Annotated in this window: 23 protein-coding genes; 20 read left to right on the top strand and 3 right to left on the bottom strand. The window is 65.8% G+C overall.

Annotated elements, in window-relative coordinates; translation table 11 throughout:
• The first annotated feature begins 41 nt into the window (after window positions 1-41).
• The 15 genes from ABEA06_RS10930 (at window position 42) to ABEA06_RS10860 (ending at window position 17836) form a co-directional block, all read left to right on the top strand.
• The gene (locus tag ABEA06_RS10930) at window positions 42-1181 is read left to right on the top strand and encodes a site-2 protease family protein (protein ID WP_345311511.1); all 1140 of its coding nucleotides are present in this window, start codon (window positions 42-44) and stop codon (window positions 1179-1181) included.
• A 105-nt stretch (window positions 1182-1286) separates the two neighbouring features.
• Window positions 1287-2387, top strand: coding sequence for a tRNA (adenine-N1)-methyltransferase (locus ABEA06_RS10925; protein WP_312395957.1), 1101 nt, complete (start codon window positions 1287-1289; stop codon window positions 2385-2387).
• A complete protein-coding gene (gene arc / locus ABEA06_RS10920; protein WP_345311510.1) occupies window positions 2380-4077 on the top strand; it encodes a proteasome ATPase in 1698 nt (565 codons plus the stop codon). The genes ABEA06_RS10925 and arc overlap by 8 nt, the downstream gene beginning before the upstream one ends.
• Window positions 4074-5747: a depupylase/deamidase Dop gene (gene dop / locus ABEA06_RS10915; RefSeq protein WP_345311509.1), complete on the top strand. Its 1674-nt coding sequence runs from the start codon at window positions 4074-4076 to the stop codon at window positions 5745-5747. The genes arc and dop overlap by 4 nt, the downstream gene beginning before the upstream one ends.
• A 42-nt stretch (window positions 5748-5789) precedes the next feature.
• On the top strand, window positions 5790-5999 hold the full coding sequence (locus tag ABEA06_RS10910) for a ubiquitin-like protein Pup (protein ID WP_303381966.1): 210 nt from the start codon (window positions 5790-5792) through the stop codon (window positions 5997-5999).
• A gap of 4 nt (window positions 6000-6003) precedes the next feature.
• On the top strand, window positions 6004-7422 hold the full coding sequence (gene pafA, locus ABEA06_RS10905) for a Pup--protein ligase (protein ID WP_345311508.1): 1419 nt from the start codon (window positions 6004-6006) through the stop codon (window positions 7420-7422).
• A 119-nt stretch (window positions 7423-7541) separates the two neighbouring features.
• Window positions 7542-8555: an FKBP-type peptidyl-prolyl cis-trans isomerase gene (locus tag ABEA06_RS10900; RefSeq protein ID WP_303381968.1), complete on the top strand. Its 1014-nt coding sequence runs from the start codon at window positions 7542-7544 to the stop codon at window positions 8553-8555.
• Window positions 8556-8611: 56 nt separating this feature from the next.
• Entirely contained in the window at window positions 8612-9007 is a 396-nt protein-coding gene (locus tag ABEA06_RS10895) for an FKBP-type peptidyl-prolyl cis-trans isomerase (protein WP_303381976.1), read from the top strand.
• Window positions 9008-11155 carry a WYL domain-containing transcriptional regulator gene (locus tag ABEA06_RS10890; RefSeq protein WP_345311507.1) on the top strand — a complete coding sequence of 716 codons (2148 nt, stop codon included), beginning with the start codon at window positions 9008-9010 and terminating at the stop codon, window positions 11153-11155.
• Window positions 11156-11183: 28 nt separating this feature from the next.
• Entirely contained in the window at window positions 11184-11564 is a 381-nt protein-coding gene (locus ABEA06_RS10885; protein ID WP_303381970.1) for a hypothetical protein, read from the top strand.
• Window positions 11548-11889, top strand: a complete 342-nt coding sequence (gene tatA / locus ABEA06_RS10880; RefSeq protein WP_312395967.1) for a Sec-independent protein translocase subunit TatA — start codon at window positions 11548-11550, stop codon at window positions 11887-11889. Before ABEA06_RS10885 ends, tatA begins: the two co-directional genes overlap by 17 nt.
• Window positions 11890-12092: 203 nt before the next feature.
• A complete protein-coding gene (gene tatC, locus ABEA06_RS10875) occupies window positions 12093-12887 on the top strand; it encodes a twin-arginine translocase subunit TatC (RefSeq protein WP_425559527.1) in 795 nt (264 codons plus the stop codon).
• 59 nt (window positions 12888-12946) lie between these two features.
• Window positions 12947-15772: a DEAD/DEAH box helicase gene (locus ABEA06_RS10870; RefSeq protein WP_345311506.1), complete on the top strand. Its 2826-nt coding sequence runs from the start codon at window positions 12947-12949 to the stop codon at window positions 15770-15772.
• Window positions 15769-16905: an amidohydrolase family protein gene (locus tag ABEA06_RS10865; RefSeq protein ID WP_345311505.1), complete on the top strand. Its 1137-nt coding sequence runs from the start codon at window positions 15769-15771 to the stop codon at window positions 16903-16905. Before ABEA06_RS10870 ends, ABEA06_RS10865 begins: the two co-directional genes overlap by 4 nt.
• Before the next feature lie 190 nt (window positions 16906-17095).
• Window positions 17096-17836 (top strand): polyprenol monophosphomannose synthase, encoded by a 741-nt coding sequence (locus tag ABEA06_RS10860; protein WP_312395974.1) that lies wholly within the window; start codon window positions 17096-17098, stop codon window positions 17834-17836.
• 135 nt (window positions 17837-17971) lie between these two features.
• Here the strand turns inward: ABEA06_RS10860 and ABEA06_RS10855 are convergent, their stop codons facing one another.
• The 3 genes from ABEA06_RS10855 to ABEA06_RS10845 form a co-directional block, all read right to left on the bottom strand.
• Window positions 17972-18307, bottom strand: a complete 336-nt coding sequence (locus ABEA06_RS10855; RefSeq protein WP_303381516.1) for an RNA polymerase-binding protein RbpA — start codon at window positions 18305-18307, stop codon at window positions 17972-17974.
• Between the two features lie 105 nt (window positions 18308-18412).
• Window positions 18413-19513, bottom strand: coding sequence for an SPFH domain-containing protein (locus ABEA06_RS10850; RefSeq protein WP_345311504.1), 1101 nt, complete (start codon window positions 19511-19513; stop codon window positions 18413-18415).
• 50 nt (window positions 19514-19563) lie between these two features.
• The gene (locus tag ABEA06_RS10845; RefSeq protein ID WP_345311503.1) at window positions 19564-20061 is read right to left on the bottom strand and encodes an NfeD family protein; all 498 of its coding nucleotides are present in this window, start codon (window positions 20059-20061) and stop codon (window positions 19564-19566) included.
• A gap of 347 nt (window positions 20062-20408) precedes the next feature.
• Between ABEA06_RS10845 and ABEA06_RS10840 the strand changes: the two genes are divergently transcribed.
• From ABEA06_RS10840 to ABEA06_RS10820, 5 genes are all read left to right on the top strand, one after another.
• On the top strand, window positions 20409-21260 hold the full coding sequence (locus ABEA06_RS10840; RefSeq protein ID WP_345311502.1) for a PRC and DUF2382 domain-containing protein: 852 nt from the start codon (window positions 20409-20411) through the stop codon (window positions 21258-21260).
• A 201-nt stretch (window positions 21261-21461) separates the two neighbouring features.
• Entirely contained in the window at window positions 21462-23516 is a 2055-nt protein-coding gene (thrS, locus tag ABEA06_RS10835) for a threonine--tRNA ligase (protein WP_345311501.1), read from the top strand.
• Complete coding sequence (locus tag ABEA06_RS10830) at window positions 23513-24094, top strand: HIT family protein (protein ID WP_303381521.1); 582 nt, start codon at window positions 23513-23515, stop codon at window positions 24092-24094. Before thrS ends, ABEA06_RS10830 begins: the two co-directional genes overlap by 4 nt.
• 61 nt (window positions 24095-24155) lie before the next feature.
• A complete protein-coding gene (locus tag ABEA06_RS10825; protein ID WP_345311500.1) occupies window positions 24156-25469 on the top strand; it encodes a MurT ligase domain-containing protein in 1314 nt (437 codons plus the stop codon).
• Between the two features lie 10 nt (window positions 25470-25479).
• Window positions 25480-26211 carry a type 1 glutamine amidotransferase gene (locus ABEA06_RS10820; protein WP_345311499.1) on the top strand — a complete coding sequence of 244 codons (732 nt, stop codon included), beginning with the start codon at window positions 25480-25482 and terminating at the stop codon, window positions 26209-26211.
• The last annotated feature ends 95 nt before the right edge of the window (window positions 26212-26306 follow it).

The raw sequence follows: 26306 nt of genomic DNA, 5'->3' as shown, positions 1-26306 counted from the left end.
CCCGCGCCGAACCCCGCCCGCCCGACCGCCCGAGAGTTGGCATGAGCGGCACCACCGCGGCCCCGCGCGGGCTCCGGTTGGCACGCATCGGCGGCGTGGACGTCCACCTGGACCGGTCGTGGTTCGTGATCGCCGTCCTGACGGTGGCGCTCTACGGGCCCGTCCTGTGGCGGCTCTATCCCGAGCTGGGTTGGCTCAACCTGGTTGTGGCCTTCGGGTTCGCCCTGGGGCTGGCCTTCAGCGTGCTCGTCCACGAGCTGGCGCACGCACTCGTGGGCAGGGCCGCGGGCTGGCCGGTGGGCCGCATCGTCCTGACCCTGATGGGTGGCCACACGACCTTCGGCGCCGTCCGTGCCTCACCGGGATCCACGGCGGTGGTGTCCTTGGTGGGACCGATCGCCAATATCATCCTGGCGGGCATCGGTACCGCGCTCATGCTCCTGGCCCCCGCGCAGAACGCCGGCCCCGGGTGGGCATTGCTGCAGCTACTGGTGCTGGCCAATTGGATCCTGGGATTGTTCAACGTGCTGCCCGGCCTACCGTTGGACGGCGGTCGCGTGGTCGAGGCCCTCATCTGGCGCCTCACCGGTTCGGAGAGCAAAGGAACCACCGTGGCGGCCTGGTGCGGTCGCGGACTGGCCGTCCTGATCCTCGTGTGGGTTCTGTTCCAGGGCCTCTGGCGCTCGCCGATCACGCTGCTCATCATGTTCATGATTGCCGCCTTCATTTTCACGGGGGCAACGCAAGCGCTCAAACAAGCGCGGGTGCTGGGACGGGTTCGCCCCCTGCGCGCCTCCACCATCGCGCGTCCCGCGCTCGAATTCTCCCCGGACACCGCGCTTTCTCTCGTGGACGCCTCCGTTCTCGCGCTCACGAGCCAGGGATACAGCGGCTGGACCCCCGACGTCGTGGCGCGCGACGCCGCCTCGGGTCGGGTGGGCGTGCTCAGCCCACAGCGAGCGGCCACCGTGTCGGACGATGTGCGCGCCAGTACGCCCGTGGGCGACGTCATGGAATGGTCACCCGCGACGGCCACGGCGCCGGCCGACGAGCGAGGCGACGACCTCCTGCGGCACCTGGAAATCAATGGCTTCCCCTGGGTGCTCGTGCTCGACCCGGACCGGGCCGTGGTCGGTGTGGTGCATCACCGGGACATCGCCCGCCACATCACCGGCCGATGAGGCCTCCCACGGGCCACGGTGAGACAATGACCCGTAGCTGAGCCCGGCGGGGCCGCGTGCCACCGCCCGAAAACCGACAGACCACCTTTTCGTGAAAGCGAGCACATGACCGAGCAGTCGCACGAACGCCGAGCACCCGCCCAGCCCGCAGCACCCGTCCGGGGCGCCGCTAATCGGAGGGGACCCTTGCGCGTGGGCGAACGCGTGCAACTGACCGATGACGGTGGCCGCATCACGACCATCACGCTGGCCGAGGGCGGGCAGTACCACACCCACCGAGGCGTGCTGGAACATCAGGAACTGATCGGTGCCCCGGAGGGCACCGTGGTGACCAACTCGGGTGGCATCCAGTTCCAGGCGCTGCGTCCGCTGCTCAAGGACTTCGTGCTGTCCATGCCCCGCGGTGCGGCCGTGGTGTACCCCAAGGACTCCGGCCAGATCGTGACCATGGCGGACATCTTCCCCGGAGCGCGCGTGGTGGAGGCCGGTGTGGGCTCGGGCGCACTGTCCATTTCCCTGCTGCGTGCGGTGGGGGACGAGGGCACGGTGCACTCCTTCGAACGCCGTGAAGAGTTCGCCGATATCGCCCGCGGCAACATCGAAACCATGTTCGGCGGCCCGCACCCCGCCTGGACGCTGACCCTCGGAGATCTTGCGGAGCAGTTGCCGGAGGTCGAGGAACCGGGATCCGTGGACCGCGTGGTCCTCGACATGCTGGCCCCGTGGGAATGCCTCGACGCCGTGGCCCACGTGCTGGCCCCGGGCGGCGTCGTGATGTGTTACGTCGCGACCGTGACCCAGTTGTCGCGCGTGGCCGAGGCGATGCGCGCGGACGGGCGCTACACGGAACCCGAGGCGTCCGAGACCATGGTGCGCGGTTGGCACGTGGAGGGTTTGGCGGTGCGTCCCGATCACCGCATGGTCGCGCACACCGGATTCCTCATCCAGTCCCGCAAACTCGCCGAAGGTGCCGTGCGCCTGGCCCCCAAACGCCGCGCGTCCAAGAGCGATTACACCGAAGAAGATCTGCAGGCCTGGACCCCCGTGGCCCTGGGCGAGCGGATCGTCTCCGACCGCAAGCTGCGCCGCGCAGGCCGCGACGCCACCAACCTGGCCGAACAGGCCGCCCTGGCCACGGCGCAGATCGATCCCGACTCACGGCGGGAGAACACCCCGCAGAGCACGGAGGACACCAGCCATGAGTGATGCCACCCCCGAGAACCGGGCCGCCGACAACACGCAGCGGCAGATCAACATGCTGCGCGAGCAGAAGCGCAACCTGGACAAGCAACTGGCCGGCGTGGGATCGCAGAACCAGAAATTGATGCGCCTGCTGGATGCGTCCCGGCAGGAGATCGTCAAGCTCAAACAGACGCTCGCCGCGGAGGCCGTGCCGCCGATGAGTTTCGGCGTGGTGCAGCAGGTCAACCCCGGTCAGCAACCCGTGGGCACCGCCACCGGTGACGGGCCCGTGATCACCGTGGCGAGTCTGGACGTCCTGGTGTCCGGGCGCAAGATGCGCGTGGCCGTGAGCCCGCTCGTGTCCTTGAGCGCGTGTGAACCGGGGATCGGGGTGCTGTTGAACGAGAATTACGTGGTCGCCGCCGTCCTCGACTACGAGCGCACCGGCGAGGTGGCCACCATCAAGGAAATTGTCGACCACGACCGTGTGCTGACCGTGGGACGCTCTGACGAGGAACGCGTCATGCTGCTCTCCGGTGCGCTGCGCCGCGACCGGCCCAAACCCGGTGACGCGGTGACCGTGGACCACCGCACCGGCTTCGCCCTGGAGCACGTGGCGCGCACGGACGTGGAACAGCTGGTGCTGGAGGAGGTTCCCGAGGTCAGCTACGCGGACATCGGCGGGCTGGGCACCCAGATCGAGGCCATCCGCGACGCCGTGGAACTGCCCTACGTGCACCCTGACCTGTACCGCGACCACGGACTGCGCCCGCCCAAGGGCATCCTGCTGTACGGCCCGCCCGGTAACGGTAAGACGCTGATCGCCAAGGCCGTGGCCCGCTCGCTGGCCGAACGCAGCGCGGCCAAGGCGGGTCGCGCACGCGCCCTCGGGTATTTCCTGAACATCAAGGGTCCCGAACTTCTCGACAAGTACGTGGGCGAGACCGAACGTCAGATTCGCTCCATCTTTGCCAACGCCCGCGAACAGGCCGCCCGCGGCGTGCCCGTGGTGGTGTTCTTCGACGAAATGGACTCGCTGTTCCGAGTGCGCGGCTCCGGGCTGTCCTCGGACGTGGAAACCACCATTGTGCCGCAGCTGCTCACCGAGATCGACGGCGTGGAGAAGCTCGACAACGTGATCGTGATCGGTGCGACCAACCGCGAGGACATGATCGACCCCGCCGTGCTGCGCCCCGGCCGCCTGGACGTGAAGATCCGCATCGACCGCCCCGATCGCCACGGCGCGCGCGAAATATTCACGCTCTACGTCACCCCCGAACTTCCCCTGCGCGAGGCCGACGTCGCCGCGGCGGGCTCCCGGGAAGCCGCCGCCGATCAGCTGATCGACGCAGCGATCGCCCACATGTACGATCGCACCGCAGCCACGGAGTTCTTGACCATCAGCTACCGGGACGGTGGCCAGGAAACCCTGTACTTCGCCGACTACGTTTCCGGGGCGGTGATCCGCAACGTGGTGGACCGCGCCAAGAAACAGGCCATCAAGACCCTGTTGACCACGGGCGAGCGGGGCCTGACGCGCGAGCACCTGGTCAATGCCGTGGACGAGGAGTTCTACGAGCAGCAGGACCTTCCCAACACCGCGGACCCGGAGGACTGGGCGCGGTTGACGGGCCGGCGGGCCAACACGATCCAGGACATTCGGATTGCCGTGCACCGCGGCACCGCCGCTCCCCTTGAGGGGGAGCGCTCATGAGTGTCCGCCGGGTCATGGGCAGTGAAACCGAATTCGGTGTTCTGGCCGTGGGCGAACCCCAGGCCAACGCCACGGTGCTCTCCACCCGGGTGGTGACCGGGTACGCGCTTCGGGTGGCCGGAGAACTGTCACGGGAACAGTCCGGTTCCCACTCGTCTCATGGGCAACCGCACGTGGGTACCGGCTGGGATTACGGCTCGGAGTCCCCGCTGTCCGACGCCCGCGGGTACACGATGAGCCGCGACCGCGCCCACCCGTCGCAGCTGACCGATCGGGCTCCTGTTCTCACGGCCGAGGAGATCGCGGCGGAGACGATCACCGAATCCGCGATGTACACCGAGGACATGGACTGGCGGAAGGTCATCATGAACACCGTGATCCCCAACGGGGCGCGCGTGTACGTGGACCACTCGCACCCGGAGTACTCCTCGCCGGAGGTCACCACGCCGCTGGACGCTCTCACGTGGGATGCCGCGGGGGATGTGGTGGCCGCCCGCGCCGTCGCGGACCTCGCCCGGGGTGCGGAGAACACCGGAACGCCTGCGGTGAACCTGTACAAGAACAACACGGACAACAAGTCCGTGTCCTACGGGGCCCATGAGAACTATGTGGTGGACCGCGCCGTGGCCTTCGACCGGATCGCCGCGGCACTGCTGCCGTTCTTCGCGACCCGCCAAATCATGTGCGGTGCCGGTCGCGTGGGGCTGGGTGTGGACGGTTTCCAACCGGGTTTTCAGCTGAGCCAGCGCGCGGATTTCTTCGAACGCACCGTGGGCCTGGAAACCACCATCCACCGCCCCATCGTCAACACCCGCGACGAACCCCACGCGGACGACACCAAATACCGGCGGCTGCACGTGATCATCGGGGACGCCAACCTGTCCCACACGGCCACGCTATTGAAGTTCGGCACCACCTCCTTGGTGTTGAACCTGATCGAACACGACCGCGTGCCCACCGTGGACCTGGTGGATCCGGTGGCGGCACTGCAAACGGTCAGCCACGACCCGACCGTGACCGCGACCGTGGCCCTGCGCGACGGGCGCGAACTGAGCGCCGTCGACATTCAACGCGAGTACCACCGCGCCGCCGTGGGCCTTGAACGGGAACTCGCACCGGACGGCCTGGACCGCGACACGCACCAGGTGCTGGAGCTGTGGGATCAGGTGCTCAGCGACCTCGCCCAGGACCCGACCCTCTTGGCCGACCGGCTCGACTGGGCCGCCAAGTACGCCCTGCTCACCGCGTACCGGCAGCGCGACGGTATGGCGTGGGACGACCCCCGGTTGATTGCGATCGACCTGCAGTACGCGGACGTGCGCCCCGAGAAAGGGCTGTACCACCGGCTCGCCGCGGCCGGTCGGATCCGCACGTTGGTCGATACCCAGACCATTGAACGCGCAGCGGACCGGCCTCCTGAGGACACCCGGGCGTGGTTCCGCGGCACCGCAGTGCGCCGCTTCCCGTCCGCCATGGTGAGCGTGGGCTGGGACAGCGTGAACGTGGAATTCCCCGGGATCCGCAGGGGCGCCCGGATCGGCATGCCCGAACCCCTGGACCTGACCCGCGAGATCGCCGGGGAATGGTTTGACGCACCGGACGTTGAACAGTGGGTGCACCGGGTAGCCGAACATCGCCCCGGCACGGTCACCGGAACCGGCATCAACTGAGCGCACCCGACACTTGAACCACTGAGAGATCAGGAGACACACATGGCACAGGAACGCATTTTCGGATCGGGTTCGCGCCGCGAAGACGACACCGAGCTGCCCGACAACGGCACCCCGGCGCCGTCGCAGGGCGCGGGACAGGCACAGCGCGACACCCAAGGCACCGATGATCTCCTCGCTGAGATCGACGGCGTGCTCGAAACCAACGCCGAGGCCTTCGTCAAGGGCTTTGTCCAGAAGGGCGGACAGTAAGCTCGTGGACCGCAGAATCTACGGCATCGAAACCGAGTTCGGCATCACCCACAGTGTGTCCCAGGGACACAGCCTGGGAGCCGACGAGACCGCGCGGCGCCTCTTCGCGCCCGTGCTCGCGTGGGGCAGGGCGTCCAACGTGTTCCTCCCGAACGGCGGCCGGCTCTACCTCGACGTGGGTTCGCACCCGGAGTACGCCAGCGCGGAGACCGCCTCCCTCCAGGACGTGGTCGCCCAGGACATGGCCGGTGAGCTGATCGTGGACGACCTGCGGCAGCAGCTCCAGCAGGAATTGGTTGAGGATGGCACCGGCGGCACGGTGCACCTCTTCAAGAACAACGTGGACTCCGCCGGGAACTCCTACGGTTCCCACGAGAACTACATGATTTCGCGCCGTACCGAATACGCGCGCCTGGTGCAGGTGCTCATCCCGTTCCTGGTGACCCGCCAGATTCTGGTGGGCGCCGGCCGGGTGCACCCCAACGGGCCGGCGGACTTCGGCGGCCTCACCCTGGGCGATGGCTCCCACGGGCCCAGCTACTCGTTCTCCCAACGCGCCGATCACATTTGGGAGGGCTCCTCCTCCGCCACCACGCGCTCGCGGCCCATGATCAACACCCGTGACGAACCCCACGCTGACGCCGAGCATTACCGCCGGTTGCACGTGATCAACGGCGACTCGTCCATGTCCCAGACCACCACGGCACTCAAGATCGGCACCACGGATCTCATGTTGCGCATGATCGAGGCGGGAAAGATCCTCCCGGACCGCACCCTCGCGGATCCCGCGGCCGCGCTGCGCATTGTCTCGCACGACCTCACGGGACGGGCTCAGCTCGAGCTGGCCTCCGGCGAGACAATGTCCGCCGTGGACCTGCAGCTCGAGTACGTGCAGGCCGTGACCCATTTCGTGGAACGTCACGGTGCGCACCACGATCGCGTGGATTGGGTGTTGGAACTGTGGGAGCGCGGTCTGCGCGCGGTGGCCGAACAGCGCTTCGACCTGGTGGACACCGAACTGGACTGGGCCATCAAGAAAAAATTGTTGGACTCCTACGCCTCCTCCCACGGCATGGACTACGCCAATCCGAGGCTGCTGCAGTTGGACTTCGCCTACCACGACACCTCACCCACGCACGGATTGTTCCGCATGCTCAGCCGCCGCGGTGCCGTGGCCACCTTCGTAGCCGACGACGCCGCCCAGGCCGCCGTCATGCACCCTCCGGCCACGCGCGCGAGCCTGCGCGGCAAGTTCATCCGGGCCGTCCTGGACGCGGGGGAGAACTACACCGTGGACTGGGTGCACCTCAAGCTCAACGGTTCCCACAACCAACGCACCGTGATGTGCAAGGACCCGTTCGCCACGTCCCAACCCGACGCGGATGAGCTGATTGCCGAGGTCCGGGCCATGGCCGCGTCCTGACGGCTCACATACAACCCCACGGGTGTGGCCGGTGGAGTATCAGCTGATCTTCAAGCGCGTCCTTTAGATTGGTGGCCGAGTTCTCCCCGTTCCCAGTCGTGTTGAAAGGTGATCCTCCTTTGCGAAAGATTGTTCCGGCCGCGGGCACCGCCCTGGCCCTGACCCTGATGTTGACCGCGTGCGGCGGTGCCGAAATCGATTCGGTGGAACTGTCCAAGGACCCGTCCGAGGGCACGGCACCGTCGGTCTCCTTCGAAACCCCCCTCCAGGTGAGTGAGGCCGAGACCAAGGTGTTGCGCGAAGGCGAGGGCGAGGACTTGGCCGAGGGCGACAACGTCCTGTTGCAGGCCGCCCTGTTCAAGGGTTCGGACGGGTCCTCGTTGGGCGACACGTACAGCCAGGGTGCCGGTCAGGTACTCAAGTTGGACGACGAGCTCAAGGAGGCCATACCGCAGATGTACGACGCCCTGCTCGACGCCAAGGAAGGCGCGATCATCGCCTACAGTTCCCCGGACACCAGCGGTGCCGCGGGGGACGAGTCCACATCGGTCGAGGTGTACCAGGTGGCCAAGAAGATCCTGGCGCCGCTCAACCAAGACATGTCGGACACCTCGGAGAAAATGCCCACCGTGACCCAGGACGATCAGGGCACACCCACCATAGAGAAGCCCTCCGGCGATGAACCCAAGGACCTCCAGACGGAGGTACTCATCGAAGGTGACGGCGAAGAGGTGTCGGACACGGACACCGTGGTCGCCAATTACGTGGGCGTGCGCTGGGCGGACGGCGAGGTCTTCGATTCCTCCTATGACACGGACACCCCCGCCTCCTTCCCGCTCGACAACGTGATCGAGGGGTGGAAGGAAGGTCTCAAGGGCCAAAAAGTGGGCTCCCGCGTGTTGCTGGTCGTACCGACCGATCAGGCCTACGGAACCGAGGACCAGCTGGGCGAGGACTCGGAGTACCCGGCGGGCTCACTCGTGTTCGTGGTGGATATTCTGGGTGCCGTTCCCACGCCCGAACCCGCACCCAGCGAATCCGCGACACCGTCAGAGAGCGCAAGTTCTCAGCCCTCGGAGGAAGCCAGCGCCGCAGCGAGCCCCACGCCAGCGGCGTCCGCGTCGGATCAGTAAACTGGTCGTCTGGACGGGCCCCGCACCGGGGTCGGACGCTACGAAAGGCCATGAACGTGTCATTTGGACAGCGCAACTTGGATCGTTCCAAGCCGGACATCGATTTCCCGCAGGATCCGGTCCCCACGGAACTGCGCATCTCGGACGAGATCCCGGGCACCGGTCGCGAGGCCAAGGCCGGCGACAACATCTCTTGCCACTACGTGGGTGTGACCTACTCGGGCGGCGAGGAATTCGACGCCTCCTGGAACCGCAACCAGCCCCTGGACTTCACCGTGGGCATCGGCCAGGTCATCCAGGGCTGGGACCAGGGTCTGCTGGGCATGAAGGTGGGCGGGCGCCGACGGCTGGAAATCCCCTCGGAGCTGGCGTACGGCAAGCGGGGCGCGCCCGGTGCCATCGGCCCGGACGAGGCCCTGATCTTCGTGGTCGATCTGCTCGACGTTCGCTAAATGCCCCCATCCTCAGGTTCGGTCTCGGGCCGCTCCACCGCAGCGTCGGCGGAGCGGCTCCTCAACCTGCTCATTGCGCTGCTGGACCGCGAGAGCGGGTACACGCGCGATCAACTGCGGGAGATCGTTCCCGGGTACCACAAGGCCGGTAGCCACGACGCGTTCGAGCGAATGTTCGAGCGCGACAAAGCGCACCTGCGCTCCCTGGGCTACCCGGTCGAGGAAATCCCGGACGACGACCCCTGGGCCACCGACGTCCAGTTGGCGCCGCGCTATCGGGTGTCCCGCGGTTCGTACCAGTTGCCCCAGGTCCAATTCAGCGCCGAAGAATCGGCGGTGCTTGCGGTCGCCGCGGACGCCTGGAACGACGCCGCTCAGGACCGGCTGGCGCGCAGAGCCCTGGACAAGCTGGAACCGGCACTGTCCCACGAGGCCGCCCCGGGCCGCGACGTCCAACCGACCGTGGCCGTGGCGGACCCGGCATTTGAGCCGTTGCTGTCCGCGGTGCTGAGTCACCGCACGGTCCGCTTTGATTACGTGGACCGCACGGGCGCCTTCAGCCGGCGCACCGTACAGCCCTGGGGTGTGGGCTCGCGTTTCGGCGCGTGGTACCTGGCCGGCTGGGACGAGGACCGCCAGGCGCAACGCACGTTCCGGTTGACCAGGATCATTTCCGAGGTGGCCATCACCCGGGACGGTTTCGAACCCCCCGAGGATTTCTCCATGGGAGGTCAGCTCGCGCGCATGGTCCTGCCGCCCACCCGCGTGCGGGTCACGATTTACGTGCGTCAGGGCGCGGCCCAGCTCCTGCGCCAGATCGCGACACCCCTGACCGAGGAGGACCCGCATCTGCCCGAGGGCTTCGACGCCGTGCTGTTGGCGGTGTCCGACACCGAGGGCGCGGCCGAACACGTGTGCGCAGCCGGCCCGGACGCCCGAGTGGCCACAGCCGCCGGCGCGGACCTGGAAATCCAGCGGGCCGTGGCGCGGGCGGTGGAACGGCGCTTGACCGAGGCCAAGAAATTCCAGGACCGCGTGGGCGGCTGCGAGGTCGTCTGGGGGAAGCAGCGCCGGAACGGTGCCGCCAAGGCCAGCACGGAACAGCACCTGGCACGGCTGTTGCACATCGTGCGTCACGTGTACTCCCACCAAGGTGCGCAGCTGGAGGAAACAGCCCGGCACTTCGGCATCACCGACCAGGAATTGATTGCGGACTTGCAAACATTGTTCGTCTGCGGGCGGCCCGGTCACATGCCCGATCAACTCATCGATGCGTCCTGGGACGACGGCCACATTTACCTGGGTAACGCGCGAGAACTTTCCGAACCCGTGCGATTGACCGTTCCCGAGGCCAGCGCGTTGCTGATGGGACTGCAAACTCTCCAGGCGCTGCCGGGTGGCAACAGCGACGTCGTCCGCTCCACCATGCGCAAGGTCGCGACCGCCGCGGACGCGTTGCCGCTCGCGGACGCACTGGCCGCTCCCGATCAACCGGCGGAACTCGTCCCCGAAGACACAGAACTGATGAGTCAGCTGCGGCAGGCGATCACGAACAACCGGCGCGTGAAGATCCGCTACGTGGTGGCCTCACGGGACGAGGTCACCGAACGGCTGGTCGACCCGGTGCGCATTGTGTCCTCGGACGGCCACCAGTACGTGCGTGGGTGGTGCCTCAATGCCAACGGGCCCAGGACGTTCCGCGCCGACTGCATCCTCAGCTGCGAAGACATGGGGCAGGCCCAAGCGCACCCCCGGATGGACTCCGAAACGCGCACGAGCCTGTACCCGGAGAAGCGCCGCCCCGTGCAGGCCGTGCTCGTGACGGACCGGCGCGGTCGCTGGATCGTGGAGCACTACCACGCCAAGCGCGTCGCGACCGTGGACTTGCCGCCCGCCGAGGAACCGCCCGTCCCGGTTACGGGCGGGCCGGGTGGTTTGGCCGGACCGGGTGGGCCGGGCGGGTCCAAGGGCCCCAAACCGCTGCCCGAGTACGTTGCCGCGGAGGTGGACTTTCCCACGGCGGAGGCATTGAGTTCGCTGGTGACCAGGCACGCCGGTCACGTGGCGGTGGCTTCCCCGCCCGAGGTTGTTCGCACAGTTGAACAGTGGATAAATAACAGCCTCTTTATGGGCACAACTCAACTCTGATTCAGGGCTCGGCTCTATACTGGAGCCCATGATGTGGTGGATGTGGATCGTGCTGTGGACCGCAGTGGTCCTGGCGAGTCTCGCGTTCATCCTGGGCGCGGTGTGGAGACTGATCACACGGAAGGCCTTACCCGCATTGCGCGAGGTCGAGGCCATTGCCGATGACTTCACGCAGCGGTGGAACTCCGCAGCCCAGGGAACAGCACAACCACTGCGCTCACCCGCTGAACCCGCCGTTTTCACCCCGGTGAACTCGGCCCGCGCCGCCTATTCGAGCGGACGCGACCAACGACAAACAGCCCGGCTCATCCGCCGGATGAACCGCAAGGACACCTTGGGCCAGCCCCAGCGGCTGACCGACCTTCGCCGGGCTGAACGGAAAGGACTCCACCATGGGCCGCTTGTTTGACAGCCCCCTCACCATTGTTCTCATCCTCGTGGTGATCTTGCTGCTGTTCGGTGCCCCCAAGCTCCCGGGCATGGCTCGCAGTTTGGGTCAGTCCATGCGAATCTTCAAGTCCGAGGTCAAGGAAATGAAGAGGGATGACGATGACGGCAACGTCACCGTGAACGGCCAGCCCGTTTCCACCGGCCAGACCATTTCCCAGCCGCAGAATCCCACCACGGCCAACGCCGTGAACACGGGCACCGGCGCACCGGGCCAGGCGACCGCGCAGCCTGTCGCGCAGCCCAACGCCACCCCGGTCGATCCCCAGCAGCGCCCCAACGCGTAGGTCGCGGATTTTCCTTAGGTACACAGCACGCGCTCGGGGCGGACCGTACGGTTCGCCCTGACGAGTGCCACTCCACGGCCCAACTCACAGCAGAGGTTCGGATGACTGCCACTGAATCCAACTCTCTGCGGGATTCCGCGCGACGCAGCGAGCGTCGTTCCCGCAAGAAGAACAACTCGCGCAGGAGCAACCCTCAGGCCCAAATGGCTCTGAAGGAACACCTGCGTGAAATGCGTAACCGGTTGATCAAGTCCGCCATTGCGGCCGTGATCGGGGCGGTGGCGGGGTTCATGGTCTACAACCCGTTCATGCAGTACATCACCGAACCGTTACAACGCCTGGCTGATTCGGGTCGCACGGCCACCATCAACTACTCGTCGGTGGGCGGTTCCTTCAACATCATGGTTGAGGTGGCCCTGGTCCTGGGTGTGATATTCGCATCCCCGGTGTGGCTCTACCAGCTGTGGGCATTCATCACCCCCGCGCTGCACAAACATGAACGCCGCTACGCCATGGGCTTCCTGGCGGCCGCCATTCCGTTGTTCATCGGTGGGTGTGCGCTGGCCCTCACGGCCTTGCCCGCCGCCGTGTACGCCCTGACCGCGTTCACACCCGAGGGCGGCGCCAACTTTGTCGAGGCCAACCAGTATCTGCGGTTCTTCCTGCAACTGATCTTGACGTTCGGTGTGGCGTGCGTGGTCCCGGTGTTCCTGGTGGGCCTGAATATGCTGGGTCTGCTCGCCGGGCGCACGATTCTGAAATCCTGGCGCGTGGTGGTGGTCATCGTGCTGGTCATTTCCGCCATGGCCGCGCCCGGTCCGGACCCGGTCACCATGTTGTACCTGGCCATCCCGTTGCTGGCATTGTTCTTCGTGGCCGTGGCGATGTGCTTGTTCCTGGACCGTCGCCGGGCCAGGCAAGCGGCTAAGCGTGAGGCCGCCACGGGCGTGGTTGCGGACAATGCGACCTCCGCCGAAGAACTGCGCAAGATGGGCTAGCAGCGGAACCTCGCGGCTCGGATTTATCGGGCGTCCGGGCTACGCCGTAGGCTGGACGCATGTCTTCCCACGCCGATCGATTCATGGCCGCCAAGGCCCGTGCGGCCCACGCGAACACGGAACTCGGGGCGTTTGAACAGCTGCTGGACTTCGAACTCGACCCCTTCCAGATCGAGGGGTGCCGGGCGCTGGAACGGGGTCACGGCGTTCTGGTCGCGGCCCCCACGGGTGCCGGAAAAACAGTGGTGGGTGAATTCGCCATTCATCTGGCCCTCGCCCAGGGGCGCAAGGCCTTCTACACCACCCCCATCAAGGCACTGAGTAATCAGAAGTTCCACGAGTTCTCCCGCCGCTGGGGCAGCCACCGTGTGGGATTGCTGACCGGTGACACCTCGGTCAATTCCGAGGCGGAAATCGTGGTCATGACCACCGAAGTGCTCCGCAACATGCTTTACGCGGATTCGGCCACGCTCACCAATCTGGGATACGTGGTCATGGACGAGGTCCACTACCTCGCGGACCGTTTCCGGGGCGCCGTGTGGGAAGAAGTCATCATTCATTTGCCGGACCACGTGCAGCTCGCCTCGTTGTCGGCCACGGTCTCCAACGCGGAAGAATTCGGTGCGTGGCTTCACCAGGTCCGTGGTCACACGGACGTCGTGGTGTCGGAACATCGGCCCGTCCCGCTGTGGCAGCACGTGCAGGTGGGACCGCAGCTGCTAGACCTGTTCGTGGACGACACCGTGGAAGAAGCCGCGGAGCGGCAGTCGGAACCCGGCGCGGACGAGCCGGCCGTCAACCCGGAACTGCTCCGACTCTTCCGTGCCCAGCACCCCCGCGGTGGCCGGGGCGGCGGGCGCGGCCCCAACCATCGGGGTCGACGCCGCCGCGGGCCCCACCGTCCGGAGGCACACGTTGCGCGTCAGGATCGGATCTCCCGGCCCCACCTGTTGCGCCGCCTCGACGCGGAGGCCCTGCTGCCGGCCATTACGTTCATTTTCTCCCGGGCCGGTTGCGATGCGGCGGTGGCCCAGTGCGTTGCCGCCGATCTGTGGTTGACCACGCCCGAGGAGCAGAAGACCATTCGCGCCTACGTGGCCGAGGCGACCTCGCACATGTCCACCGCGGACCTGGCGGCGCTGAACTATCACGACTGGTACGACGGACTGATCCGCGGCGCCTCGGCCCACCACGCGGGTATGCTCCCGGTCTTCAAAGAGGTCGTGGAGCAATTATTCGCCCAGGGACTGGTCAAGGCCGTCTTCGCCACCGAGACCCTGGCGCTGGGCATCAACATGCCCGCGCGTTCGGTGGTGCTCGAGCGGCTGGACAAGTTCAATGGCGAGTCCAGGGTTGACATCACTCCCGGCGAGTACACCCAGCTCACGGGGCGCGCCGGGCGGCGCGGAATCGATGTCGAAGGTCACGCCGTGGTGCTGTGGCGCGACGGGATGAATCCGCAGACCGTGGCCGGGCTGGCCTCCAAACGGACCTACCCGCTGAACTCCAGCTTCAGCCCCACGTACAACATGTCCACCAACTTGATCGCCCGTTACGGTGCTCAACGGTCCCGTTCCATTTTGGAGACCTCCTTTGCGCAGTTCCAAGCGGACCGTTCCGTGGTGGGCATTGCCAAGCGCGTACGCTCGCAGGAAAAGACGCTGGAGGCCTATCGGGACGCCATGGCGTGTCCCCTGGGCGATTTCACCGAGTACGCGAAGCTGCGGCGCGAACTCAACGGTTTGGAGAAATCGGCGACCAAGTCCCGCTCCGCCCGGCAACGCAACGATGCAGCGGTGTCCCTGCAGGACCTGTTGCCCGGTGACGTCATCGACATTCCGCAGGGCCGTAACGCCGGGTACGCCGTGGTGGTCAAGGCGGACGAGCACCCGTTCGATCCGCGACCCCACATCCTCACCCTGGACGGCAAATTGCGACGAGTAGGTGTCAACGACCTCGACGGTTCCCTCGAACCCGAATCGAAGGTCAAGATCCCCAAACGGTATTCGGGACGTTCCCCTCAGGAGCGCAAGGATCTGGCGGCCACCGTCCGCGCGGCCCTGCGCGAGCATCGGCCCGCGCGTGAACGCAGCGGGGGCCACACCATTCGGTTCGACCGCGGAACCTCCGCGAGGGACCGCAAGATCGAGGATCTCCGGCGCGCGCTGCGCTCCCACCCGTGCCACGGTTGTTCCGACCGGGAACACCACGCCCGGTGGGCGGAGCGTGCCTGGAAGCTGCAGAAGGAAACCGACGGCCTGCGCACACAGATCGCGGGTCGCACGGGCAGCATCGCGGCGACCTTCGACCGGGTCTGTGCGGTACTCACCCATTTCGACTACTTACGCGTGGACGGTTCCGGCAGCCTCAAGCCCACCCCCGCGGGGGAGCAGTTGCGCCGGATCTACGGCGAGCGCGATTTGTTGCTCGCCCTGACCCTGCGCGACGGTTTTCTCGATGGCCTCGATGTTGCGGGTCTGGCGGGCGTGGTCACCACTCTCGTGTATCAGCCCCGCCGTGAGGACCAGGGATCCCGGCCCAAGATGCCCACGGCCCACATGGAGGCCGCCGTCCAGACGCTGATCCACAACTGGTCGGTGCTCACGGACGTCGAGGCGCAACACCGGCTACCGCAGACGGCTCAGCCCGAGCTGGCTCTGGTGGATGCCATGTACCGCTGGGCCCGGGGCGCCAGCCTGACCAAGACACTGACGGGCACGGATCTGGCCGCGGGCGACTTTGTGCGCTGGGCCAAACAAACCATTGACCTGTTGGACCAACTGGCCGGTGTCGCGCATGTGGATCCGGCCATCCGCGGCACCGCTCTCGAGGCCATTCAGGCTGTGCGCCGCGGAGTGGTGGAGTACAGCGTCTTTGAACAGTGAACGACAGCGATGATTTCCCGGAGGACAGTGTGAACCCACAGGCCAGAACCACCGTGATGTATGTGAATGCTTCGGTGTATTCACCGGTGGATCCGTTCGCCACGGCCATCCTGGTGGACGGGCCCACGGTCGCGTGGCTGGGTTCCGACAGCGCAGCACATGCGATGGCGGGCGATCAGACCACGGTGAAAGATGTCGAGGGCGCGGTGATCACCCCGTCCTTCGTGGCGCACCAGCGAATCACCGACACCGCGCAGATGGTCACCGCGGCTCAGGGGTACGGTGCCGTGGAATTGCTGTCCGAGGACGCCGAGATGTTGGTAGATGCGGTGAACCGCGCAACGGAGGCCGGTCTCGTTGCGCTGCCCATCCTGATTCACCCGGTGACCGACGCTACCGGTCTCGAGAGGGTCGGTGCACCGCGTTCGTGCCTGGGGATTCAGGCCGACGCCGCCCAGGATCGTGATGCGCTGGTCGATGCCGTGACGGCTCACCTGGTCGCATGCTCCGAGGGCCGTTACCAGGCGGTGGTCGTGTGCGGTGGCGGCGTCGGCGGGAATGCGGAGGCAGCGCCGTCGTCCGTGATCGACGCCGTGCTCGAGGCCGCGCAGCGAACCACCGACAGGGTGGGGGAGCGCGCTTTCAGATCCCGCGGGCATCGCATTGTAGGCGTGGGTGAACTCAGCGACGAGCAATGCGAGGAGCTCGCCCGCCACGCGCTGACGGTGAGTTCGCGGCCCGGCGCAGCACCGCTCACGGCGCTGGCGCGCGCGGGGGTCCCCTTGACCCTCATGACTGACGCGCAGAACCCGTGGCAGGCCGTGAAAGACGCCCTGGAAGCCGAGGAGCCGCGCCATCGGACCTCGGCCCGCGCGGCATTTCTGGCCTTGACCCGCGGTGTGTGGCGAGCACAACGCGATGCGCAACCACTGGCCGGTCAGCTGGCACCCGGAGCGGAGGCCAGCCTGGCCATGTGGGACGCGGACTCTCTCATGGTCCAGCAGGCGTCGGGCACCGGCGCGTCCTGGAGCACGGACCCCCGCGCCCGCACACCGGCCTTGCCGGCCCTGGACGACCCGCGGCTGCCCGCGTGCGAGCGCGTCGTGGTGGCGGGAGACATCACCTTCGAATGATTGACAATCTGCCATCTTGGTGCTCACCAGAATTGGCGGTTACACTAAATTCTTACTGCCGGGTGGGTTCATCCGTCCTTAGAAAACAGAGCTGCGGAGCGATCCGCGCCTGGTCCGAAGGCGGATGGGCCCGCCCTGTGGTGTGTTCGGGGCGTTTCCCCCCGTCCCCAGAGGCTTGAAAGGACGCCCGGTGCGAGTTCTCACGATCATCCCCACCTACAACGAACGTGAATCACTGCCCACGGTGGTGACCCGGTTGCGGGCAGCAGTGCCCGATGCGCACGTGCTGATCACCGATGACAACAGCCCGGACGGCACCGGCCACATGGCCGATGAGATTTCCGCAACGGATGATCACATCCACGTGCTCCACCGGGCCAAGAAGGAGGGTCTGGGCCCGGCCTACATCGCCGGTTTCCACTGGGGCCTCGAGAACGGCTACGACGTGCTGGTCGAGATGGACGCGGACTGCTCCCACCAGCCCGAACAGCTGCCACTGCTCCTGGACGCCGTCCACAACGGAGCGGATCTGGCCATCGGTTCCCGCTACGTACCGGGTGGCCGCACGGAGAACTGGCCGCTGGACCGGCAGCTCATCTCCCGCGGCGGCAACCTCTACTCGCGCGTACTCCTGGGTACCCGCATCCACGACATCACCGGCGGTTACCGCGCGTACAAACGCGCGACCCTCGAGGCCATTGATCTGGATTCCGTGCGTTCACGCGGTTATTGCTTCCAGATCGATCTCGCGTGGCGCACCGAACGGTTGGGCCTGAACATCACGGAAGTGCCCATCACCTTTGTCGAGCGCGAAGAAGGCGTTTCCAAGATGAGCAAGAACGTCACCGTGGAAGCGGCCACCAGCGTGGCCAAATGGGGCCTGGCCGCTCGCGCGCAGACCCTGGCCGCAAAGCTCAGCCCGCGCGCGTAACCCACGAAAGCCTCCGGCCACCGCGCCGAACAGCAAACGCCGACGCCGCGTACCAGACCTGGTACGCGGCGTCGGCGTTTCGAACGTGTCCTCATTGCGGAGACACCCCGGTGAGCGGCGCGGGCCACTCATGACTCAGATCGTGTGGCGTTCCTTGTAGAAGTCCAAACGCTGCTGGAGGATCTCCTCGAGCTCCTCGGAGCTGCGACGCTCCATGAGCATGTCCCAGTGGGTGCGCACGTGCTTCTCATTGGGATTCTCGGGCTTTTCACCATTGACCAGGATGGCCTCGTGGCCGGTCTTGGTGGTCCACACCGGGGGAATCTCCGCCTCCGCCGCGAACATCACGCTCACCGACTCACCATCCTTGGTGCGGTACTCCACGCGTTGACGCGGTGCCGGTTCAACACCGGTCTCGGTTTCCATCGACTGGGAACCCAAACGCATTCCACGCAGGCTGCGATCGCTCACTGGACGGTCCTTCCTGAAGTCCTACTGGTACAAAGGGTGTGATCCCGGCTTCCAATCAGCCGATTGAAAACCTACGGGTTGTCATCAACCGAACATAACCACCGATTAGCGGGATTCATTCCCGGTAGTGCGCGAACCGTATTCTCCGGCCGCCGGGTCCGCGAACGGGGGTTCCGGCATCTCGAAGTCATTGGGGTCGGTGAGCGTCAGATCCGGCTCGAGATCCTTCTCCGTGACCTTGACGGTTTCGGACTCCACAATGGGCTCCGAGTGAGCCGTGGGGGTCGGTTCGTCGTCCTGGTCATCCCAGGAGGCGTCGTGGGGACCCTCGCCGCCGGGGGTGGCCAGGAAGTTACCCACTCCGCGCAGCGCGGTACTGAGTTCGGCGGGAATCATCCAGACCTTGTTGGCGGAACCCTCTGCCACCTTGGGCAGCGTCTGAATGTACTGGTAGGCCAGCAACTTCTGGGTGGGCTTGGCGCGGTGGATGGAATCAAAGACCTTGGCGATGGCCTGGGCCTCACCGTCGGCGCGCAGGATCGCGGCCTTGGCGTCACCTTCCGCGGAGAGCACCGCGGCTTGCCGCTCACCCTCGGCGGTCAGAATCTGGGATTGTTTCTCACCCTCGGCCGTGAGGATGGTTGCGCGGCGGTCACGCTCGGCGCGCATCTGCTTCTCCATCGAGTCCTGGATGGACGGCGGGGGAGTGATCTCCTTGATGTCCACGCGAGAAATGCGGATACCCCAGCGGCCCGTGGTGGAGTCCAACACCCCGCGCAGCTCGGCGTTGATCTTGTCACGCGAGGTCAGGGTCTCTTCGAGGTTCAAGCCACCCACCACGTTACGCAGTGTGGCGCTCGTGAGTTCGTCCACGGCCTGGATATAGTTGGTGATCTCATAGGTCGCGGCGCGAGGGTCGGTCACCTGGAAGTAGACCACGGTGTCGATACCGACCACCAGGTTGTCCTCGGTGATCACGGACTGCGCGGGGAACGGCACCACTTGCTCTCGCAGGTCGATCATGGGCAGTAACCGGTCAACGAAGGGAATGAGGAAGTGCAGGCCGGGATTGAGCGTGGCCTGGTACTTGCCGAGGCGTTCCACGATGCCGGCGCGGGACTGCGGAATGATCCGCACCGCCTTGATCAGGGCAATTGCCGCGGCCAGCACCACCACTATGAGCAGTACTGTGATGACGATTTCCATGGGGTCCTCTCACGTGGGGGGATCTGCGGGCCGGACGACCCGGACAGCTATCAGTACCCGGGTTGGGAAGCGGGTGAATCAGAAAAATCAGTGGTAGCGGGGGCGGTGTGGGAAACAACCGCGGTGGCTCCGTCAATGCGGTACACGTAAGCCCTGGTCCCCGTCTCGAGCGTGCCGCGTTCCGCCGAGCGCGCCGTCCAGATATCGCCCTCGAGTCGAACCAGGCCGGTGTCCTCGCTGACCGGTTCCAGCACGGTGCAGGACAACCCCACTAACCGTTCGGCGTTGGAACGGGTACTGGGCGTGGATCGGTTGAGCCGTCTCAGGGCCACCGGGCGCAACAGGAAAATGAGAAGCACCGCGACCATCGCGAACGTGATCACCTGGAGCGGGAAGCTGTGGGTGAAAAAACTCACCACCCCCGCGCACAGGGCGGCCATGGACATCATGAGGAACAGGAAGTCCAGGGTGAGCATTTCAATGCCCGCCAGTACCAGCATGATGATCAGCCAGAGGATCCAGGGATTATTGACCAGTGCGTCCCACACGTGCGGCTCCAGACTTGTCGTGAGGTGTCGGAAGTGGCCGCCTCCGCAGGATGCGCAGCCCGCCACCTGTCGGCTCCCTCCCCATTGTGCCCTACCCCACGCGTCGAGGCCGGGAATGAATTCACCCCGGCGGCATAGGCCCGGTATCGGTGGGTCAATAATCCAAAAAACCGGGCTACGGAAGCAACAGCACGGCATTTCACCCGAGAGAGAAAAAGTATTGTCAGCCCACTGAACATCAGTAAGCTGGGCGGCAAGCTAGATCACAATGCCATCGTGCAGAGTGATGGCTCGCAGGGCACAAACCGTGCTTTGACGAACGCAATAAACTTGAAGGAGTTCTTGCGATGACCACTTTCGATGTGAATGCGATTCTCTCCAGCACTGCCTACGATGCTGACGGCGACAAGGTCGGTAAGGTTGAGCAGGTCTTCCTCGATGACAACTCGGGTGAGCCCACGTTCCTGACCGTGAACACGGGTCTCTTCGGTGCCAAGGAGAGCTTCGTTCCGGCTAAGGATGCTCGCCAGGACGGCGACCGCGTTGTGCTGCCCTACCAGAAGGACGTCATCAAGGACGCGCCCAAGGTCGATGCAGATCAGCACCTTTCCCCGGCGGAAGAGGAAGAGCTCTACCGTTACTACGAGCTGAACTACGACAACGGTCATGGTGCAGATCGCGACCGCGACCTGACCGACCGCACCGCCGCAGCCGGCACCGCTGGCACCGCCGGTGTTGCAGCTGCGGGCCGTGACAGCGACCTGACCGATCGCGACCGCACCGTTGCTGACCACGACGACGCTTCCGTGGTCCGCCACGAAGAGCGACTCAAGGTCGGCACCCAGGAGCGCGAGACCGGTCGTGCACGTCTGCGCAAGTATGTGGTCACCGACCACGAGACCGTTGACGTCCCCGTCGAGCGCGAAGAGGTCACCGTGGAGCGCACCCCGATCCGCGACGGCCAGGTCGGCACCGGCACCATTGGTGAGGAAGAGGTCGAGGTTTCCCTCCACGAAGAGCGTCCCGTGGTCGAGAAGGAAACCGTGGCCGTTGAAGAGGTCGGCCTGAACAAGGAAACTGTTCGCGACACCCAGCGCGTCGAGGCAGATGTCCGCAAGGAACAGGTCGACGTCGAGACCGATACCGATCGCGATCTCGGTGGCCGTGACGGCCTGGGCGGCAACGCTCCCCGTCGCTGAAACTGATGTGCAACGCTGAGGCGTTGAATCGGTAAGTTGCTGTACCCCGGGCCCCACGGCTCGGGGTACAGCTCTTTTTCGGCCCTCAGCGCGGCCCGCCGACTGTGTCCGCTCCGTGCCGGGGCGGTAGCATCATCTGCGTCCCCGCCGAACCATGAGTTCCACGGGACCCGCGCGTCCCCGGTACGGGCGCGCGTNACCGTGGATGGCGACCCTCGCACCAAAACCCAGGGAACCACGGCGGCTGATCTGTACGCGGATCAACGTGAGGTGGTGGTAGCTCACATCAACGGTGAGCTCAAGGATCTGAGAACCGAACTCGCGGACGGTGACGTGGTGGAGCGTGTGCTCGTGAGCGATCCGGAGGGCCTCGAGGTCTTGCGGCACTCCACGGCCCACGTCATGGCGCAGGCCGTGCAGCAGTTGCGTCCCGATGCCAAGCTGGGCATCGGGCCGTACATCACGGACGGCTTCTACTTCGATTTCGACGTCGAAGAACCGTTCACGCCCGAGGATCTGAAGAAGATCGAGAAGTCCATGCTCAAGATCGTGAATAAGTCGCAATTGTTCCGGCGCCGCGCGGTGGATGAAAGCGAAGCCCGCGAGGAAATGGCGGACGAGCCCTACAAGCTTGAGCTGATCGACCTGGCCAACGGGCCGGGTTCGGGTTCCATGGAGGAGTCCGCGGAGGGCGCCTCCGTGGAGGTGGGCGCCGGGGAAATCACCATTTACGACAACGTGGACCGGCAGAGCCACGAAATCGTGTGGCGCGATCTGTGCCGCGGCCCGCACGTGCCCAACACCAAGTTGATCGGCAACGGTTTCGCGCTGATGCGTTCGGCGGCGGCCTACTGGCGCGGCAACGAGAAGAACAAGCAGCTGCAGCGCATCTACGGCACCGCATGGCCCTCCAAGGACGAACTGAAGGCCTACAGGCAGCGCCTCGCGGAAGCCGAGCGTCGCGATCACCGCAAGCTCGGTTCCGAACTGGACCTCTTCTCCTTCCCGGACGAGCTGGGTTCCGGCCTGCCCGTGTTCCACCCCAAGGGCGGCATCATCCGCAAGGAGATGGAGGACTACTCGCGTCAGCGGCACACCGAGGCCGGTTATGAATTCGTGTACTCCCCGCACATCACCAAAGGCCACCTGTATGAGGTGTCCGGTCACCTGGACTGGTACCGGGACGGCATGTTCCCTCCCATGCACGTGGACGAGGAGCGCAACCCGGAAACGGGCGAGGTGAACAAGCCGGGCCAGGACTACTACCTCAAGCCCATGAACTGCCCGATGCACAACTTGATTTACCGCTCACGCGGGCGCTCGTACCGTGAGCTGCCCCTGCGATTGTTCGAGTTCGGCGCCGTGTACCGCTATGAGAAATCCGGTGTCATCCACGGACTCACGCGCGTGCGCGGCATGACCCAGGACGACGCGCACATCTACTGCACCCGTGAGCAGATGAAGGACGAACTGACCGGCACCTTGAACTTTGTCCTGTCGTTACTCAAGGACTACGGTCTGGATGACTTCTACTTGGAGCTGTCCACCAAGGACCCGGAGAAATTCGTGGGTTCCGATGAGGTCTGGGACGAGGCCACCCGTACGTTGCAGGAAGTTGCCGAGGCTTCCGGCCTGCAGCTGGTCCCGGATCCCGGGGGAGCCGCTTTCTACGGCCCCAAGATTTCGGTGCAGGCCAAGGACGCGATCGGGCGCACGTGGCAGATGTCCACCATCCAGCTGGACTTCAACCTGCCCGAGCGTTTCGACTTGGAGTACCAGGCCGCCGACGGCACCCGGCAGCGTCCCGTGATGATCCACCGTGCGTTGTTCGGATCGGTGGAGCGTTTCATGGGCGTGCTGACCGAGCACTATGCCGGGGCGTTCCCCGCGTGGCTGGCTCCCGTCCAGGTGCGCGCCATTCCGGTGGCCGAGGCCTTCAACGACTACCTGGACGAGTTCGCGGCCACGCTGCGGGCCCGGGGCATTCGTGTGGAGGTGGATGCGTCCTCGGATCGTTTCCCCAAGAAGATCCGCACGGCGTCCAAGGACAAGATCCCGTTCGTGGTCATCGCGGGCGGCGACGACGCCGAGGCCGGTGCGGTCTCGTTCCGCTACCGCGACGGCTCACAGTTCAACGCGGTGCCTCTCGACGACGCCGTGGAGCTGATCGTGCGGCACGTGCGCGAGCGCGTCAACGAGGATCCTTCGGCGCCCTCGGACGGTGAGGTCTCGGAACCCGTTGCGGAACAACCGTGACGGAGAACACCTCGCAGAACCAGAACGGCAACCAGCGCTGGGTGGCTCAGGACGATTTTGAGCTGCCCGGCGTGCCGGACAGTTTCCAACGCTTGTGGACACCCCACCGGCTCGCCTACGTGCGCGGTGAGGACCCTTCGATCACGGAAACTCCGGGGTGCCCGTTCTGCACCGGGCCGGAGCGCTCGGACGAGGACGCACTGATCGTGCATCGCGGGGAGCACTGCTTTGTGGTGCTCAACCTGTTTCCGTACAACCCGGGTCACTTGCTGGTCTGCCCGTACCGTCATGTCGCGGACGTCACCGAGCTCACGGACGAGGAACTGTGGGAGTTGAACGTGCTGACCCGCACGGCGGTCGCCACGATCCGCGAGGTCGCCCAGCCGGCGGCGTTCAACGTGGGCCTGAATCTCGGGTCCGCGGCGGGCGGTTCGTTGTCCGCGCACCTGCACCAGCACGTGGTGCCCCGCTGGGAGGGTGACGCCAACTTCATGCCCGTCATTGCTCATACCAAACCGCTCATCCAGACCCTGGGAGCCAATCGCGACGACATCGCCGCGGCCTGGCCCCGTTCCTGATTCTCATTGCTCCCGGGCATCGCTTCTCTGCGCCCGGGACGGTGGTACCCCAGTCACTAGAATGGAATCCATGTCTCGACCACTCGTACGTCTACTCGGCCAGGGAGTTCGGTGGGCCTCAAGCCTGCGCGGCGGTGGCTCCGCCTTCCCCGGCCTGGTCATGGAAAAGCTGCATCCCGGGTTCGTGGCCGAAGAACTCGGCAAACTCTCGCACGGTGTGGTGGTCATCAGCGGCACCAACGGCAAGACCACGACCACCAAGATGGCCGTCCAATTGCTGCGTTCACAGGGCCTGCGCGTGTTCACGAACCGGACGGGATCGAATTTCGTGCGGGGCGTGGCGGCGTCGTTGTTGGCCGAGATGAACGCGTTCGGTCGCCTCGACGCGGACGTGGCCGTGCTGGAACTCGACGAGGCGCACGCCGTGCACTTCGTCAAGCAGGTCAAGCCCCGCTACGCCCTGCTGCTCAACGTGATGCGCGATCAGCTCGACCGGTTCGGCGAGATCGACACGACCCGCCGCATGCTCAGCCAGGTCGCCAAGGCGACCACCGGAACCGTGGTGCTCAACCGCGAAGACCCACGGATCGCCGGTCTCGCGGACGACGTCGCCGCTGACGCCACCGTTGAATGGTTCGGCCTCTCGGACGCGTTGCGGCCCATGTTTCCCTCCGACGACGACATGCGCGACGTGCTGCGTCGGACCGAGGCGGTCGAGCTGGATTCGGAGCAGCCCTCCGTGGCACGACCGCGCGCTGGCGTGGTGCTCAATGCCGTGCGGGCCAATAGCGTGGACCTGGACGTGCACGGCGAACACCACACGGCAACCATCGACCTCTACGGGGTGTACAACCAGTACAACGCGGCGGCGGCTCTCGCCCTGAGCCTGCAGGTTCTGGGCGACGGCGCGGACGTTGCCTCCCTCGTGGATGAACTGTCGCGGGTGACCCCGGCCTTCGGTCGCGGTGAAACCGTGACGGTGGACGGTAAACCCCTGCAATTGCTGCTCGTGAAGAACCCCGCCGGATTCCGGTTGTCACTCGCGTCCGCATCGGCGGACGACTACGCGACCATGATCGCGATCAACGATGCCTACGCCGACGGCCGTGACGTGTCGTGGCTGTGGGACGTGGATTTCGACAGCCTGCGCGACAGCGGCGTGGACATTGTCTCCGGTGCGCGCGCGTGGGACATGGCCCTGCGCCTGGATTACGACCTGGTGACGGTCCGATCGGTGGAAACCGACCTGGACACCGCGCTCCAGCAGTTCATCGCCGGGGCGGGGGACCGGCCCATGCGGGTGTTCTGCACCTACACCGCCATGCTGTCCCTGCGGAAGATCCTGGGCGGCATGACCCACGTGGACGCGATCTGAGGAGCCGATCATGAATCAGGACAAAGTGGGTTCCTTGGACATCGTCCAACTCTACCCGCGGGACATGAACATCTACGGGGACTGGGGCAACACCCTGGCCCTTAAGCGCCGCGCCGAACGCTACGGCTTCGAGGTGCGGGTCCACGACTACAACCCCGGTGACCCCTGGCCGGACCACGCAGACCTCTTCGTGGGTGGCGGTGGGCAGGACTCGGGTCAGTTCCGGGTGGCCGAGGACCTCGCCCGCGTGGCACCCGCACTGCACGACGCGGCGTCGGCGGGTACGCCCATGCTGGTCATCTGCGGTCTGTACCAGCTCTTCGGGCGGGAGTTCCGCACCGGTAGTGGCGAGACCCTGCGAGGGATCGACATGTTCGACCTCGAAACGGTGGGTGGACCGGAGCGACTGATCGGCAATGTCGTGACCGAATCCCCGGACTTCGGCACGATCATCGGCTATGAGAACCATTCGGGGCTTACCACGCTGGGACCGGACCAGGCCCCTTTGGCCACTGTGGCGAGCGGGGCCGGTAACAACGGTCAGGACGGCACCGAGGGCGCGCGCACGCACAACGTGCTGGGCAGTTACCTGCATGGATCACTGCTCCCCAAGAACCCGGCCGTGGCCGACTTCCTGTTGCGGACCGCAGTGGAAATCCGCGGGGACAGCTTCCCGGACACCGCGCTGGACGACACCTATGCGGAGCACGCGCGCGGAGTAGCCAGAACCAGACCTCGTTAGCGAGGTAGGGCCGAGTTCGAGGCCCCGTGGTACATCGCTAAAATAAGGCATAAATCGCAAACCCGGACCGGCTGAGCCGGGTACACAGACTTCTT

This window comes from Kocuria gwangalliensis, assembly GCF_039544365.1.
GTDB lineage: Bacteria > Actinomycetota > Actinomycetes > Actinomycetales > Micrococcaceae > Kocuria > Kocuria gwangalliensis.
Note: the sequence above shows the minus strand (reverse complement) of the source record. Positions and strands in the feature narration are given on the sequence as shown.